Origin of the sequence: Vibrio sp. 10N.222.49.A3, from assembly GCF_041475145.1 — a bacterium.
GTDB classification, from domain to species: Bacteria; Pseudomonadota; Gammaproteobacteria; order Enterobacterales; family Vibrionaceae; genus Vibrio; species Vibrio tasmaniensis_A.
On record NZ_JBFRVM010000056.1, the window covers coordinates 1 to 15,754 of the forward strand.

A 15,754-nucleotide genomic window follows, 5' to 3' on the forward strand; every position below is an offset into this window, starting at 1 on the left:
TTTAACTGATCGGCATTAGGCCCGAGGCCGCTTTTTTATTATGTCGATTTTATCGAACCTTTAACTGATAGCCACAGTTCTGACATATATAGAGCTCTTTGATGCCCAAAATTTTATGCCATAGGGTTCGATGTTGACGTTGTAAGTGAATAGTGTGATTACACATAATCATCTCAATTTGACTTTTATTTATTATAATCGTCAATATTAAACAATGTACCTATGCATTTCAATGAATAACTCTAAAGTATTATGTGAAGTAAGGTCTTATATATTAAAGAGGGTGCTAGCATTTTTTGAAGTTGTGGTGTCGACCTCTTCAAGGCTAATCCCGCGCAATTCAGCGATGCGTTTTGCTACCAATTCCGTGTAGGCTGGCTCATTACGTTTACCGCGATTCGGTGTTGGTGCCAAGTATGGGCAATCTGTCTCTAGAATGACGTAATTCATATCAAGATGTGGAATCACTTTGTCCATTCCTGAGTTCTTAAAGGTCGATACACCGCCTAAACCTAAGTGAAAGCCTAGCTCGTTGATTGCCTGGGCTTCCTCTAAGCTGCTGCCAAAGCAGTGGAATACGCCACGTAAGCTGCCATCTTGTTCTTGGCGAAGCAGGGCAAGTGTCTCTTCAATGGAATCACGCGTGTGGATTACGACAGGTAGGTCTAGATCTTTTGCCCACTGCAGTTGAGTCACGAAAGCCATCTCTTGTTCAGCCTTGAAGGTTTTATCCCAGTACAAGTCGATACCAATCTCACCCACGGCGATAAAGTCATGTTTATCAAACCAAGCTCGAATGGTTTTGAGGGTTTGCTCGATATTCGCATCCACATAACAAGGGTGTAAGCCCATCATTGAACGACACACATCAGGAAACTGAGCTTCCGTCGCTAACATGGGCTCGATAGATTCTAAATCGATGTTCGGCAATAGAATGGTATCAATACCTTGAGCCAGTGCGCGTTGCACGACTTGTTCACGGTCTTCATCGAATTCGCTCGCGTAAATATGAGCATGGGTGTCGATCATTATTTTGTCCTGAAAGCAGTCTTTACTGAGTTGTCATGAGTATACGGCAGTGTGAGGAGAAGGTCATTTTTTGCCATTTATCCCTGTTTTTGAGTGGGTTTTATATTTTACTGCTAGCGTCCTGAGCCATCAGTGATATGCTTTTGCCTGTATTTAGCACTTTTCATATCTAAGCATTTCGGTGCTTAGACTAGGCAAGGAGAATCTAGTGTCTGTTTCAATTCAAGGTCAATTCCCAGGTCGCCGTATGCGCCGTATGCGTAAACACGACTTTAGCCGTCGCCTAATGGCAGAAAATCAATTGTCTGTGGATGACCTCATCTACCCAATGTTTATCCTGATGGGTAAAGACCGCCGCGAGCCTGTCGAGTCAATGCCGGGTGTTGAACGCTTGTCGATCGATCTGATGCTTGAAGAAGCGGATTACCTGTCAAAATTGGGTGTTCCGGCGATTGCTCTGTTTCCGGTCGTGAACCAAGATGCTAAAAGCTTATGCGCGGCTGAAGCTCATAATTCAGAAGGTTTAGTGCAGCGTGCGGTACGTTCATTAAAAGAGCACGTGCCAAATATGGGTGTGATTACTGATGTTGCACTGGACCCATTTACTACTCACGGGCAGGACGGCATCATCGATGAAGATGGTTACGTGATGAATGATGAAACGACTGAAGTGTTGATTCAGCAGGCGTTATCGCATGCTGAAGCCGGTGCAGATGTGGTTGCTCCGTCGGATATGATGGATGGTCGTATTGGTAAGATCCGCGAAGCGTTAGAGGAAGCGGGTTATATTCATACTCAGATTATGGCGTACTCTGCGAAATACGCATCGTGTTATTACGGCCCATTTCGTGATGCAGTCGGCAGTGCTTCGAACCTGAAAGGTGGTAATAAGAAGAACTACCAGATGGATCCTGCCAACAGCGATGAAGCGATTCACGAAGTGGCAATGGATCTTAATGAAGGTGCGGATATGGTGATGGTTAAGCCAGGCATGCCTTACTTAGACATCGTGCGTCGTGTGAAACATGAACTTCAAGCACCAACGTATGCTTATCAAGTGTCTGGTGAGTATGCGATGCACAAAGCAGCAATTCAAAACGGTTGGCTGAAAGAACGCGACACCGTTATGGAATTACTGCTGTGCTTTAAGCGTGCTGGTGCTGATGGCATTCTGACTTACTTCGCTAAAGATGTTGCAGAGTGGCTTGCTGAAGACAATGCACAAGCAGCCAAGCACTTAAAAGAAAAGTAACAACTTAACGTTAACTTAAGTGATATTCAGTAAAAGGGTTGGCCATTGTGTCAGCCCTTTCGCTTATGAGGATGGAAGAAGATGTCAGTCATAGTACGTGAAGGTTCACTGGGAGAGGTTGTGTCTGTTGTCGAGCAGATCTCTGAATTTGCTAGAAAAGAGAGTGTCGCTTCACTGGCAGCTCGGCTTGAAGGGAAAAAGAGCCTGATCTTAGTGGCTGAAGAGGCGAACGTGTTACTCGGCTTTAAAATTGGTTATGAGCTTAACTCAAATACTTTCTATAGTTGGTTTGGTGGTGTGTCACCGCTTGCAAGAAATAAGGGGGTCGCACAGGCTCAATTAGATGTTCAGGAGCAGTGGGCACAAGAGCGGGGTTATGAGCAGCTGAAAGTAAAATCTCGTAACCAGTTTCCTGCGATGCTGTGTTTACTATTGAAAAATGGATATCGAATTGAAAAATTGGAAGAAAAAGAAGAGATTAATGAAAATCGAATCCATTTCGTGAAGCAATTATCAGCTTAATGATTTGCTTTATCGGGGTGATAAATCATTTAAAATGAATTTAATGAGATTTATTATCATTTATTTGTTGACTATTAAATGAGAATCATTATTATTAACCCTGTCTTAGGGAATGAGGAAATGTTCACAAGGATGTTAAGTACTCAAGTATCAACTTGGTTACCCAACAGAATTCTCGCGAACTTGTACTAAGTTCTTTTTGACACGACATTGCTCACATTGCTTCCAGTGTAATTTATAGCTTTTAGGTAAAGCTGTGGTATTCAATTTGAATGGCTTTACCAGTTTTTGCTAGGCGACATCTTCGGGTGTCGCTTTTTTTATACCTCCAATTCAACAATATGCATATTTAGTGGCACGTTTTTTTATGAATAAAACGCCATCAGCATTCTTTTCCACAATGCAGGATCGTAAAAAGATCGTTGATCATATGTTCGATCTGTAGAATTATTCTTTATTTTCAGTGTGTTGCTGGTGTTTTTTGATTTGTTAACCTTACTTCTCAACAGGGTGGATAAATAATATAAACAGAGTTATCCACAGAACGCTTGCGTCTAAGAACAAAAAATAACAACAAATCGATTATAACGAATACAACCGAGTGAACGGATACAGATCGACAACATGGAATCCAACCAACAGACGTGGCATTCTTAACAGATAATTTCTGTACTTACTGGATTCACAAATATTATGGCTCGTATTCCTGATAATCCATTGATTCTGATCGATGGCTCTTCTTACCTATATCGCGCGTTCCATGCTTACCCTGGCACCATGAGCAATGGTGATATCCCAACGAACGCTGTTTATGGTGTAGTTAACATGCTACGCAGCATGATGCGTCAATTTGCTTCTGATCGTATTGCGGTTATTTTTGATGCGAAAGGGAAAACGTTCCGTGATGACATGTACCCAGAGTACAAAGCAAACCGCCCACCTATGCCTGACGATCTTCGTTGCCAGATAGAACCATTGCACAATGTGATTCGTGCGATGGGTTTGCCACTTATCTCTATTCCTGGCGTTGAAGCAGATGACGTGATTGGTACGCTTGCTTCTCAAGCTTCTGCGATGGGGATGCCTGTACTTATCAGTACTGGTGATAAAGATATGGCGCAGTTAGTTGATGCCAACGTTACTCTGATCAACACCATGACCAACGTGGTAATGGATCGCGAAGGTGTGATTGAGAAGTTTGGTATCCCACCAGAACTGATCATCGATTACTTGGCACTGATGGGCGATAAAGTCGATAACATCCCTGGTGTTCCGGGTGTGGGTGACAAGACAGCGACGGCTTTACTACAAGGCATTGGTAGTATCGAAAAGTTGTATCAGAATCTTGATGATATTGCGGCGCTTGGTTTCCGCGGTTCGAAGACGATGGCTAAGAAGCTGGCTGATAATAAAGCCAATGCTGACATGTCCTACGAGCTTGCAACAATCAAGCTAGATGTTGAGCTTGAAGAGACACCAGAATCATTGGTAAAAGCTCAACCCAATATCGATGAGTTGATCAAGCTATACGGTCAATTGGTTTTCAAATCTTGGCTGAACGAGCTCCTTGAAGGTGGCAGCGGAGTGGTTGAGGCGGATGAGAAATCTTCCGCAGCGGGAGCTGGATCAGTACGTAGCAGCGCTTCTACTGTAGAGATGAATACGTCTGCCGTGACGATTGATCGTAGCAACTACGAAACGATTCTAGATGAAGCGTCATTCAATGTTTGGTTAGAAAAGCTTAAAGCAGCTGAATTGTTTGCTTTTGATACTGAGACAGACAGCCTTGATTACATGGTGGCGAACCTGGTCGGTCTATCATTTGCGACGGACGAGGGCGTTGCCGCTTACGTACCGGTTGCTCATGATTACCTAGATGCACCGCAACAGCTGGATCGTGATTGGGTACTTGAACAACTGAAACCGATTCTTGAAGATGATGCTCAAGCTAAAGTGGGTCAAAACCTGAAGTACGATATGAGTGTGCTAGCGCGCTACGGTATCGAGATGAAAGGCATCAAACACGATACCATGCTGGCGTCTTACGTTTTCAACAGCGTAGGTGGCAAGCATGATATGGACAGCCTAGCGCTGCGTTTCCTTCAGCACAGCTGCATCTCATTTGAGCAAATCGCAGGTAAAGGTAAGAAACAGCTTACTTTCAACCAGATTGAACTGGGTGAGGCGTCTCCATACGCTGCAGAAGATGCTGATGTGACATTACGTCTTCATAACCGCCTGATGGAAAACATTGAGCAAGATGAAAAGCTAAAAACCATCTATGAAGAAATCGAAGTACCGCTGATCCCTGTGATGTCTCGCATTGAACGCACAGGTGTATTCATTGATGACATGTTGTTAGGGGCTCAATCGCAAGAGATTGCGGTTCGTCTGGATGAGCTAGAGCAGAAAGCTTACGAGATAGCAGAGCAAGAGTTCAATATGAACTCGCCAAAACAACTGCAAGCGATCCTGTTTGAGAAAATGGGTCTGCCAGTTATCAAGAAAACGCCATCAGGTGCACCTTCAACCAACGAAGAAGTGCTTCAAGAGCTGGCGCTTGATTACCCGCTACCTAAGTTGATCATTGAGTATCGTGGTCTTGCGAAGCTTAAGTCGACGTACACAGATAAACTGCCGAAGATGATCAACGCTGAGACTGGTCGTGTTCATACGTCTTATCATCAAGCGGTGACCGCGACGGGCCGTTTGTCTTCGACTGATCCAAACCTACAGAACATCCCAATTCGTAATGAAGAAGGTCGTCGTATCCGCCAAGCATTCGTTGCACAGCATGGTTGGAAGATTCTAGCGGTCGATTACTCTCAAATTGAATTGCGTATCATGGCGCACCTATCGGGTGATAAAGCGCTGCTGGAAGCATTCCAACAAGGCAAAGATATCCACGCGGCAACGGCTGCTGAGATCATTGGTGTTGATATTGAGAGTGTGACCACTGAGCAGCGTCGTCGTGCTAAAGCGGTTAACTTTGGTCTTATCTACGGCATGAGTGCTTTTGGTTTGGCTAAGCAGCTAGGTATTCCTCGTGGCGAAGCACAACACTACATGGATACTTACTTTGAGCGTTACCCAGGTGTGATGCAGTATATGGAAGACACACGCAGCGCGGCTTCAGAGCAAGGCTTTGTTGAAACCATTTACGGTCGTCGTCTGCACCTTCCTGAGATTCAATCTCGAAATGGCATGCGTCGTAAGGCTGCTGAACGTGCGGCAATCAACGCGCCAATGCAGGGCACAGCAGCAGATATCATTAAGAAAGCGATGCTGTTGGTTGATGAATGGATTCAAGCGGAAGGCGATGGTCGTGTGAAACTGCTTATGCAAGTACACGATGAATTGGTCTTCGAAGTGGAAGAGTCAGCTTTAGCCGAAATTGAAAGTAAAGTACAAGAATTGATGGAATCCGCCGCAGAGCTAGAAGTACCGCTTGTCGCGGAAGCTGGCCACGGTGACAACTGGGATCAAGCCCACTAATCAGTTTTTGACCTTATTGAGTAAATTAGTATGAGCCAGTGCACAAACACTGGCTTTTTTTTGTCTCGAATAAAGTTAAGTCATAAGAAGATTTTGGGTGTTTTAATAAAACGTTCATGAAAAAAAACTACAAAAATGGTTTTCATTTCTGAGCAATTGTTGTACATTAAATCTTGTAGGGTACAGAGGTAAGATGTTCTATCTTTCAGACCTTTTGTTTCACGTTATTGGATTAGGCTGATTCAGCCGCCCCAGTCAGTATTTGACTGGGGCGTTTTTTCTTGTGCGAAAGAAAAATATCTCCAACCTACTATTCCCCCGTAAAATCTCCCATTTTTAGTGCCTTTTGTTACGTTTCCCCCAAGCAGCGTGATAAACACTTGATTGCCTTAGATCTGGAATTCAATCAGCAATTGGTAATTTTAATCCGTCTCTAAGTGCATTGTTTTATTCTTGAAAATAACTTTTATTTTACAAGTAACTCATAATACATTGATCGCTTACGTCTTATTTATCAGGACATTGAGTGGGTGAATGCTCAATGTAGTCCATGATTTCCTGTTGTTTCTCGGTGCTGTATTTCAGAGCTTCGGCCGTGATCTGGATAGATTGCGCCATAGAAGAGATATTGTTGGTCGCTTCCACCAAGGTTTGCTGCATGGGTTTTAGGATAAGTAGATAGATAGCGGTCAACGCGATAACAATGACAGCGATAACGGCTGCCAACGCAATAATGATTTTAGTTTGGATATCATCTAGCAGTAATTGACTGGTTTTCTTAAAGGCGAGTCGAGATTGGTCTAAGACTTGTGGGAGTTGATTGAGTGATGTCTTGGTGGAGCTCGCAAGCTGATTGAGGCTTTCAACGGTTTGATTCAGGGCTTGTTGTTGGTCATTGCTGAGGTTGGGGTTGTTGACTATCGCCTGCAAAGATTGCGATATCACCTCAAGGGACTCACTCGCGTCTTTTGCATACTTTTCCATACCATCTAGGTCTAAAGTCATATCAACATTGACTAGAGCGGCCTCGGTCTTGGGCTGTTCCGCTTCAGATGCTACACCGGAAAATGAGATCAATATAAGTGCGATGGTCGCCAAGGGTTTTTTCCACATGAGTATTCCTTTCTCACTGTTTAGTTTGTTAAAGGTTGTCTTTTAGTATGGTTCACTTCTCTCGCTTCTAACTGATTAATCTTGTCTTTAACTCTCAAGATCTAGGTTTAACTCACTAATTTGTGGGTAAAAAAATACCCCACCTATAAAAGGCAGGGTATTGATAAGGCTAAATCACGTGTTGTCAGTGCTTTAACCTCTAATTAATAGATAAAGCTCTAGATAGAGGAATTACTCTGAGTCGTTTTGCTCTTCGTCCGCTAGCTCATCAATGATTTGATCAGCAAACACAGGTGCAAACCACTCATCCATCTTGGCACGCAGTTGGTCAACGCCGATGCCCTTCATTGAAGAGAAGACATCAACCGCTACATCACCACCGAAAGATTTCGCATCATTACGGATTTTCAGTAGCTGTGCTTTACGCGCACCGCTTTTCAGTTTGTCTGCTTTTGTTAACAAAACCTGTACTGGGATGCGGCTATCGATAGCCCAGTAGATCATTTGTTGGTCAAGGTCCTTCATTGGGTGACGGATATCCATCAATACCACTAAACCTTTTAGGCTTTCACGTCGTTGTAGGTATTCACCTAGCGACTTCTGCCATTTTTTCTTCATCTCAAGCGGTACTTGAGCGAAGCCATATCCCGGTAAATCGACAATATGACAGCCGTCGGTAACCTTAAATAGGTTAATTAGCTGAGTTCGACCTGGGGTTTTACTGGTTTTCGCCAAGCTTTTTTGGTTTGTAACGCGGTTTAGTGCGCTAGATTTACCAGCATTGGAGCGTCCTGCAAACGCAATTTCGATCCCTTCGTCTTCTGGTAAGTGACGAATATCAGGTGCACTGGTAATGAAATGCGTGTTTTGATAATGAATTTTTACGCTCACTGTTAACTCCATCTCGACTTTGTGTAGTCGATTGATTACTTTTTTGTGAATTTGTGTAAAATAACCGTGCTCGGCATAAGGTCGCCTATTGTACCATGAGTGGCAACATAGAGTGGTACTGGAAGCTTGATAATTATAATGGAATGTCATGAAGAAATTAGCGCTAATTTTGAGTCTTTTAGCCAGCTGCTCAGTATGGGCTCAAGGTAGTATTGAAGCTGGTAAAGCCAAATCACAAACATGTGTTGCCTGCCACGGTGCTGACGGCAACAGTCTGATCACTCAGTATCCTAAGCTGGCTGGTCAACATGAGAAGTATCTAGAGAAGCAGTTAAAAGAGCTTAAGCTAGGTATGACGAGTGGTGGTAAACAAGGTCGTTACGAGCCTGTAATGGGTGCAATGGCGATGCCTTTATCTGAAGAAGATATGGCTGACCTAGCGGCATACTACGCATCTCTCCCTATCTCTAGTAACTCTACTCCTGAAAATGTAGTAGATGAAGGTAAGGTTCTTTACACTGCGGGTAACGCAGAACGCGGCGTAACGGCTTGTATTGCTTGTCACGGCCCTCGTGGTAATGGTACCGAACTTTCTGGTTTCCCTAAGATTTCAGGTCAGCACGCAGATTACATCAAGGCTCAACTTGAGAAATTCCGCGATGGTAACCGTAATAACGACATGAATGCGATGATGCGTGATGTAGCTAAAAAGTTAACAGACGCAGATATTGATACCTTATCGAAGTACGTTGGTGGTTTACACTAATATGTCGGTTTCTTGCTCTTAGCCAGAGTAATGAAATGTACGTTCGAGCGAGATTGAAGAGACGCCCCGATCAGTAATGGTTGGGGCGTTTTCTTTTGTATTGATTTTATATATCCGGTTTGTGTTAATGTCTAATTTATCAATGCTTGTTCGAATTGTGTACAAAAGTGTGAGCTCGCACTCTTGTAGTCTTTTTGTAAAAAGGTAAAGTAGCCGCCATCAGCTAGGAGCTGACTTAGATACGGATGGTCATCTAGTCTAACGGTATAGACAGAAACGGATCAGGCTAGGACAGCCCAGCAACAAGGTGTTAGAAAAGGATAGCCAAAACTCATCAGGACGATGAACAACAAACAAATTTGGCATGGAAAGCACCAATAACAAATGGAGATTTGTGTACCAAGTTGAGTATGCAAATTTTGGCCGATATAGGCAGATTTAGAGAGCGATAGGTTTTCCTATCGCTTTTTTTATTGATTTGATGAAAAAACACCCAATACCTCTCCACTATAAACTCAGTTTCTGGTATGTTTCGCATCCCTGTTTAAGGATGTGCTATGTATACTTGTCCCTTATGCCATCACCAAGGCGTGAATCACTATTTTGAAGACAAACGCAGAGCCTATCTGCAGTGTCAGCAATGTGAACTGGTATTTGTTAAACCTGAACAAAGGTTAGAAGCAAAAGAAGAGAAAGCACACTATGATCTCCATGAGAACGATCCTAGTGATGCAGGCTATCGCCGTTTTCTATCTCGCATCGCGGATCCACTAACAGACAAAATTCCATCTAACTCACACGGGTTGGATTTTGGTTGTGGCCCAGGCCCTACGCTATCTATTATGTTAGAAGAAGCCGGACACACCATGGAGTTGTACGATATCTATTACCACCCAGAAACTTCTGTGTTGGAAAAAGCGTATGACTTTATGACTGCCACGGAGGTGATAGAGCATCTTTATCACCCAGACAAAGTGTGGCAGCAATGGTTGAATTTAGTTAAACCCAAGGGCTGGATTGGTCTTATGACTAAACTAGTAATAGACGTAGACGCGTTTGCTGGTTGGCACTACAAGAATGACCCGACACATGTCGTCTTCTTTAGTCGTCAAACATTCCAGTTTTTGGCAGAGCGGGATAAGCTCGAACTAGAATTTTTTGGAAATGATGTAATTTTACTGAGGAAAGTGCAGTAATGGGTCGTAGTAAGAAATCAAGAAAACCGGGAGCACTTGGCGCTCCGGAACCTATGGTTACTCGTAACCGTAGTGAATCTGATGTTGAAGGTCGTGAACGTAAGCGTGTTAAAAAGCGTAAAGGCCTTAAGTCTGGCAGCCGTCACTCTGATGGTAGCGAAGCAAAACAGCGTAAAGCTGCACTAGCTCGTGACCCTCGTTTAGGCAGCAAGAAAAAAATCCCGCTGATTGTTGAACCAGCGAAGAAGTCGACGAAACAAGAGCGCAAGCTATCTAACGAACAAGAGTTAGAGATGCTTGAGAATGATGCTCAACTGAACACATTGCTAGATCGTATCGAAAATGGTGAAAACCTAGGTGCTGGTCTGCAGAAGTTTGTTGATGAGAAACTTGATCGTATCGAACACCTAATGGGCCGCTTAGGTCTGCTAGAGCCAGAAGACGATGAAGAAGAGATCTTCGAAGAAGCACCTGTTGCCTCTAAGAAGAAAGCAAGCTCTGACGAAGACTTGCTATCTCAATTCGAAGATTTCGACTTAGACAGCTTTAAAGGTTAATAGCCAATGAACGTAACCTTATTAGCAATTGCTGGTGGAATTATCATTCTCGGCTTGGGCTCTTACGCAGGTTACCTTCTACTTCAAGTGAAGAAGCAGACGGAGTTGCAAAAGCAGCATCAAGCACTTGCCATTGAAAAACGTAACGCGACGATTTACGAAAACGTAAATACTTTGTGCTTAGCGGGTATTCAAGGCCAGTGTGACTTACCTGAGATCAGTATCCGAGTGTGTATCATTATGGATAACGTTCAGGGTGATGAGCGTGTCGATTTTGATTCTGAGTATCCTGCTCTTTCTGAGCTGTACCATATCGTAAAAGATATGGCTCGCGGAGATGCAAGACAGGAACTGACGAAGAAAGATCGCATGCAGCAGAATCTCACGCGCCATAAGGCAGAGACTCGCTTGAATGATGCGGTCATCGAAGATTTGAAAAGGTTGCAGGAGAAGGTTAAGCCTCTCAACAACCAAATCAACATTCAGATGATCTAGTCACTAAGACTATTTAATATAGAGGCTTGTTGAACACTCCATTTTTAAGACGTGCTGCTTTTAATACCTATGCCTTTAAGACTTTTCATCTTAAATGCATCTTGTTTTTAAGTCGCCTTGTCTTTTAATAGACGATGTTAAATGAGCCTTCTTACCTTTTGCGTCTTGTTAATCCCGACGCTTTGTTAGTGATCAAGCTAGCAGTTCTGAGTTTTTGTCTGAAAAATTGATTTTGTCTTGGAACGACCTTACTGGTCGTGTGGCAAAATAACCCGTCTATATTTTAATGTATGTAAAATGATTTGAGAGACCTTAGGTTCTCGTGGATCTAAATTGGAATTACCGCTATGTCGAGCAAGCCAGTAACAACGAATCAGCAAATCGTTTGGGATCAAGAGATCTTAAACAAGTACAACTATTCGGGACCTCGTTACACTTCATATCCAACAGCGTTGGAGTTTCATGAAGCGTTTACCGTCGCTGATTACGACATGGCGTGTACTCAGTACCCTGAGCGTCCACTCTCTCTTTACGTGCATATCCCGTTCTGCCATAAGCTTTGTTACTACTGTGGTTGTAATAAAGTCATTACTCGTCACTCGCATAAAGCGGATGAGTACTTGGATGTGATTGAACATGAAATCCGCCAGCGCGCCTCTTTATTGAATGGCCGTAAAGTGACTCAACTGCACTTCGGTGGTGGTACACCAACGTTCTTGACCAAAACACAAATCACTCGTTTGATGGGCATTTTGCGTGAAGAGTTTAACTTCACCGCTGACGCTGAAATCAGTATTGAAGTTGACCCGCGTGAGATTGAGCTAGACGTACTTGACCACCTTCGAAATGAAGGCTTCAACCGCCTGAGCATTGGCGTGCAAGACTTTAATAAAGAAGTACAGAAGCTGGTTAACCGTGAGCAAGATGAAGAGTTCATTATTGCAATGGTTCAACGTGCGACAGAGCTAGGCTTCCGTTCAACTAACCTGGATTTGATCTACGGCCTACCAAAGCAGACTCAAGCTTTGTTCGCTGAAACATTGAAGCAAGTGTTAGAAATGAAGCCGGGCCGTTTATCTGTATTTAACTACGCACACATGCCGCAACTGTTTGCTGCGCAGCGTAAGATAAAAGATGAAGACCTACCTGAAGCTAAAGAGAAGATGGCTATCTTACAAGATACTATCGAGACGCTAACCGGGGCGGGTTATCAGTTCATAGGTATGGATCACTTCGCATTACCTGAAGACGAGCTAGCCGTAGCACAACGTGAAGGTATTCTGCATCGTAACTTCCAAGGTTACACTACTCAAGGTGAAGCTGACCTAATTGGCTTCGGTGTTTCTGCGATTTCTATGGTTGGTGATGCTTACGCACAAAACCAAAAAGAGCTGAAGAAGTACTACGCTCAGGTGAATGACCTGCGTCATGCACTTTGGAAAGGTGTAGCTCTAGACAGTGACGACCTTCTACGTCGAGAAGTGATCAAGCAGCTGATTTGTAACTTCAAGCTTGATAAAACAATGATCGAATCTGAGTTCTCGGTTAACTTTAATCGCTACTTCAAAGAAGACTTAGAGCTTCTACAAACCTTTATCAACGATGAGTTGGTTGAAGTCGATGACAAAGAAATCCGCGTAACTTTGCGTGGCCGTTTGCTGATCCGTAACATCTGTATGTGTTTTGATAAATACCTACGTGCCAAGGCTCGCCAACAGCAATTCTCTCGCGTCATCTAATAACTCGATAGAGAATAGAAACATAAAAAATGCCAGCATCATGCTGGCATTTTTGTATCTGACTCATTCGGTTTCTGCCTGATTTAGGTGAGGCTCTCTTTGGTGCCCTGTTTAGCCTCTGCGTTTTGTTCGACTTTGTTATTCGTTTTAAACTTGGCATTTAGCTTACTGCCGAGGTCGGTAGGCCATTGGTCAAACGGAACTGGACGGCTGTATAAGAAACCTTGAGCTAATGGGCATTGAAGCTGCTTGAGTAGTTCAGCTTGTTGTTGTGTTTCAACGCCTTCTGCCACCAAACTCACTTTGAAACCCTTGGTAATGTTGACGATGGCCGCGACGATGGAGCTGTCTAGGTTCTCTTTTTCCAATTTACTGACGAAGCTGCGATCGATCTTTAAGCAATCAAATGGCAGTTTGTGTAAGTAAGCCAGTGACGAATAGCCGGTACCAAAGTCATCAATTGCAATCGAGATGCCTAGTGCTTTTAGCGTCAGCATATTATCGATGATGGTTTGGTCATTGTCGACGATGCGTGATTCAGTGATCTCTAGCGTCAGGTTTTGGGCTGGTAATTTGGTGTCACGCAGCGTGGTTTTAACCAATTCAATGAATCCGCTTTCACTCAGTTGGTCGACAGATAAGTTAACGTGAATAGAGAAGTCTTTATTCCATTTTCCAGATTCAATCGCAATTGCGGCATCTCGACATGACTTGTGCAAAATCTGCTTACCAATGTCGTAGATCAATCCTGTTTCTTCTGCTAAAGGAATGAACTCCAAAGGTGAGATTATACCCTCGTCCGTTACCCAACGAGCCAAAGCCTCGGCACCTATGGTAGCTCCGGATTCCAGGTCGATTATAGGCTGATAGAAGGGCTCGAACTGCTGAAGCTCAATTGCCTTGTTAAGACGTGCCAGCATCTTGGTACGATATCTCGATGCTTTGCCCATTTCTGGGTTGTAAATACTGACACTGGTTTTGTCTTGCTTTGCGTTGCTCAAGGCTATACTGCTGTTGCGTAGCAGCAGTGTAATGTCGTTGACGTTCGAGACATTCACTACACCCATTGATACTTTGATCACCACGCTTTCTGATTCCATGGCAAATGGGGAGGTAAAGATTCGAAGCAAGCGGCTCGTCAGTAGCTGGACGTCATCTATTTGATTGATGTTAGGAGCGTAAATCGCAAATTCATCCCCGCCAGTTCGAGCTAACAGGAAGTTCGATGGCAGCGTACCTCTTAAACGAGCAGCCGCAATGATAAGCAGTTGGTCACCATTGTAATGGCCGAGGCTATCATTAATATCTCGAAAGCGGTCAATACCAATTAAGTAAAGTGTACCTTTTTCGTTTTCAGGGTTTTTCTTGGCTGTATCAATAAAGCCTTCACGACTATACAGTTTAGTTAATGAGTCATAGGTAAGTTGAGCCTGTAACGCCTGAAAAGAAGCCTTCAAATTGTTGGTCATTTCATTAAATGACGCAGTTAACATGCTAATTTCATAGATATTGCCCGTTTTTGGCATGCTCGTATCCCAGTCACCTTTGGCGAGGCGCTTTGCTGCCCCTGCAGTTGAAGTGATGGGTTGAGTTACGCGATTAAAGGCAATTAATCCAGCGATAATACCAATGCAACTGAGCGTTAGACCGAGTAACCAACTGTTTCTTTGGTTTTTTGGTAACTCACCAAGTAGGCTACTTTCTGGGATCGACATACCAATAATCCAAGTGATGCCGTACTCATCTTCATAAGGGGTAAGTTGATTGAAATATCGTTCGTTATCTAAATTAAAACTAAAGCGCTGCACATTTAAATCATCGATTAGATGAAACTTATCTACATAACGGGCACTTTCACGTATTACCGCGTTAGCACTCTCTGTTGCTAACAAGCGCTGGCCTTTGTCTGTTTGTCCTGTTCCCCAAGAGACCACGCTGCCTCCGCCCGAATGAGCGACTAAGCGCTGTTGCTTATCAATAATATAAACAGAGGCATCCGTTTTATCTTTGAGATCCTTGAGAAAAGCATTAAAGGTGTTGATCTTAATATCGCTGGCGAGGACACCTTTGAGCTCGTTATCACTATAGATAGGAGCGAGAGCCGATAAAGTGATCTCTTGTCGTTCATCTGCATTGGCATAAATTGATGACCATACAGCCTTGTTCTGTGTCACGACTGGAGTGTACCAAGGGCGAACTCTAGGGTCATAACCTGAAATTATGGTTCGAATGTCTCCGCTAATCGCATTACCACGATAAATGACAAGTTTGCCTTGAGTTCGATCATCCCGGGCCATTAAAGTTAAGCCGCGGTTTGTTTCTTTTCGAAAGCCGACATAGTTACCATCTTCAGAACCAAAGCCGATTACATCAAGCTGAGGGATCGCTTGAAAATGCGCAGAAAACTTATAAAGAATATAGTCTTGAACTTGACTAAGATTTCCCTCTTTATAAAGGTTGTGATAACCGATGTTATGACTTAGTGAAAGGTTAGCGTGAAATGGCTTTTCTAAAAAATCGGCAAGGCTTTGATGAACGTTATCAGTGAGTGATGTTAGTTGGCGCGCACTAATATCACTCACCATCTCCTTGTAGCTTTGCTTTTGAGTGAAAATCATTACGCCCATAGTGAAGAGAAATATCATCACGAATGGCAGAACCACTGCGGTTCTCAAGGTAATTTGTGTTTTCAAAGACAT

At 43.5% G+C, this 15,754-nt stretch carries 12 protein-coding genes; 8 read left to right on the forward strand and 4 right to left on the reverse strand.

The window, feature by feature from the left end; all coding sequences use genetic code 11:
• Nucleotides 1-267 precede the first annotated feature (267 nt).
• Nucleotides 268-1,029, reverse strand: coding sequence for a TatD family hydrolase (locus tag AB4589_RS11635; protein WP_371709450.1), 762 nt, complete (start codon nucleotides 1,027-1,029; stop codon nucleotides 268-270).
• 208 nt (nucleotides 1,030-1,237) lie between these two features.
• Here AB4589_RS11635 and hemB point away from each other — a divergent pair, with 208 nt between their 5' ends.
• The 3 genes from hemB to polA all read left to right on the forward strand — a co-directional run bounded on the left by hemB (nucleotide 1,238) and on the right by polA (nucleotide 6,298).
• Nucleotides 1,238-2,281, forward strand: coding sequence for a porphobilinogen synthase (gene hemB / locus AB4589_RS11640; RefSeq protein WP_372100538.1), 1,044 nt, complete (start codon nucleotides 1,238-1,240; stop codon nucleotides 2,279-2,281).
• A gap of 81 nt (nucleotides 2,282-2,362) precedes the next feature.
• A complete protein-coding gene (locus tag AB4589_RS11645; RefSeq protein WP_009848048.1) occupies nucleotides 2,363-2,803 on the forward strand; it encodes a GNAT family N-acetyltransferase in 441 nt (146 codons plus the stop codon).
• A 693-nt stretch (nucleotides 2,804-3,496) separates the two neighbouring features.
• A complete protein-coding gene (gene polA / locus AB4589_RS11650) occupies nucleotides 3,497-6,298 on the forward strand; it encodes a DNA polymerase I (RefSeq protein WP_372100540.1) in 2,802 nt (933 codons plus the stop codon).
• A gap of 507 nt (nucleotides 6,299-6,805) precedes the next feature.
• Here the strand turns inward: polA and AB4589_RS11655 are convergent.
• Both AB4589_RS11655 and yihA read right to left on the reverse strand, forming a co-directional pair.
• On the reverse strand, nucleotides 6,806-7,411 hold the full coding sequence (locus tag AB4589_RS11655; RefSeq protein WP_372100542.1) for a GTP-binding protein: 606 nt from the start codon (nucleotides 7,409-7,411) through the stop codon (nucleotides 6,806-6,808).
• A 231-nt stretch (nucleotides 7,412-7,642) separates the two neighbouring features.
• Nucleotides 7,643-8,302, reverse strand: coding sequence for a ribosome biogenesis GTP-binding protein YihA/YsxC (gene yihA / locus AB4589_RS11660; RefSeq protein WP_009848045.1), 660 nt, complete (start codon nucleotides 8,300-8,302; stop codon nucleotides 7,643-7,645).
• A gap of 148 nt (nucleotides 8,303-8,450) precedes the next feature.
• Between yihA and AB4589_RS11665 the strand changes: the two genes are divergently transcribed.
• The 5 genes from AB4589_RS11665 (at nucleotide 8,451) to hemN (ending at nucleotide 13,055) form a co-directional block, all read left to right on the forward strand.
• Nucleotides 8,451-9,068 carry a cytochrome c gene (locus AB4589_RS11665; RefSeq protein ID WP_009848044.1) on the forward strand — a complete coding sequence of 206 codons (618 nt, stop codon included), beginning with the start codon at nucleotides 8,451-8,453 and terminating at the stop codon, nucleotides 9,066-9,068.
• Between the two features lie 557 nt (nucleotides 9,069-9,625).
• A complete protein-coding gene (locus AB4589_RS11670) occupies nucleotides 9,626-10,264 on the forward strand; it encodes a class I SAM-dependent methyltransferase (RefSeq protein ID WP_372100544.1) in 639 nt (212 codons plus the stop codon).
• Nucleotides 10,264-10,821, forward strand: a complete 558-nt coding sequence (yihI, locus tag AB4589_RS11675) for a Der GTPase-activating protein YihI (protein ID WP_004735577.1) — start codon at nucleotides 10,264-10,266, stop codon at nucleotides 10,819-10,821. Before AB4589_RS11670 ends, yihI begins: the two co-directional genes overlap by 1 nt.
• Before the next feature lie 6 nt (nucleotides 10,822-10,827).
• A complete protein-coding gene (locus tag AB4589_RS11680; RefSeq protein WP_009848043.1) occupies nucleotides 10,828-11,316 on the forward strand; it encodes a DUF2489 domain-containing protein in 489 nt (162 codons plus the stop codon).
• Nucleotides 11,317-11,663: 347 nt separating this feature from the next.
• On the forward strand, nucleotides 11,664-13,055 hold the full coding sequence (gene hemN / locus AB4589_RS11685; protein ID WP_017099251.1) for an oxygen-independent coproporphyrinogen III oxidase: 1,392 nt from the start codon (nucleotides 11,664-11,666) through the stop codon (nucleotides 13,053-13,055).
• Between the two features lie 83 nt (nucleotides 13,056-13,138).
• Here hemN and AB4589_RS11690 read toward each other — a convergent pair whose 3' ends face one another.
• Nucleotides 13,139-15,754 (reverse strand): EAL domain-containing protein, encoded by a 2,616-nt coding sequence (locus AB4589_RS11690; protein ID WP_372100546.1) that lies wholly within the window; start codon nucleotides 15,752-15,754, stop codon nucleotides 13,139-13,141.

What these genes read in the sequence shown, in the direction of transcription:
- polA (WP_372100540.1), top strand. Translation starts at nt 3,497, where the DNA reads ATGGCTCGTATTCCTGATAATCCATTGATTCTGATCGATGGCTCTTCT.
- AB4589_RS11670 (WP_372100544.1), top strand. Translation starts at nt 9,626, where the DNA reads ATGTATACTTGTCCCTTATGCCATCACCAAGGCGTGAATCACTATTTT.
- AB4589_RS11645 (WP_009848048.1), top strand. Translation starts at nt 2,363, where the DNA reads ATGTCAGTCATAGTACGTGAAGGTTCACTGGGAGAGGTTGTGTCTGTT.
- yihI (WP_004735577.1), top strand. Translation starts at nt 10,264, where the DNA reads ATGGGTCGTAGTAAGAAATCAAGAAAACCGGGAGCACTTGGCGCTCCG.
- AB4589_RS11690 (WP_372100546.1), bottom strand. Translation starts at nt 15,754, where the DNA reads ATGTCTTTGAAAACACAAATTACCTTGAGAACCGCAGTGGTTCTGCCA.
- AB4589_RS11655 (WP_372100542.1), bottom strand. Translation starts at nt 7,411, where the DNA reads ATGTGGAAAAAACCCTTGGCGACCATCGCACTTATATTGATCTCATTT.
- hemN (WP_017099251.1), top strand. Translation starts at nt 11,664, where the DNA reads ATGTCGAGCAAGCCAGTAACAACGAATCAGCAAATCGTTTGGGATCAA.
- AB4589_RS11635 (WP_371709450.1), bottom strand. Translation starts at nt 1,029, where the DNA reads ATGATCGACACCCATGCTCATATTTACGCGAGCGAATTCGATGAAGAC.
- AB4589_RS11680 (WP_009848043.1), top strand. Translation starts at nt 10,828, where the DNA reads ATGAACGTAACCTTATTAGCAATTGCTGGTGGAATTATCATTCTCGGC.
- AB4589_RS11665 (WP_009848044.1), top strand. Translation starts at nt 8,451, where the DNA reads ATGAAGAAATTAGCGCTAATTTTGAGTCTTTTAGCCAGCTGCTCAGTA.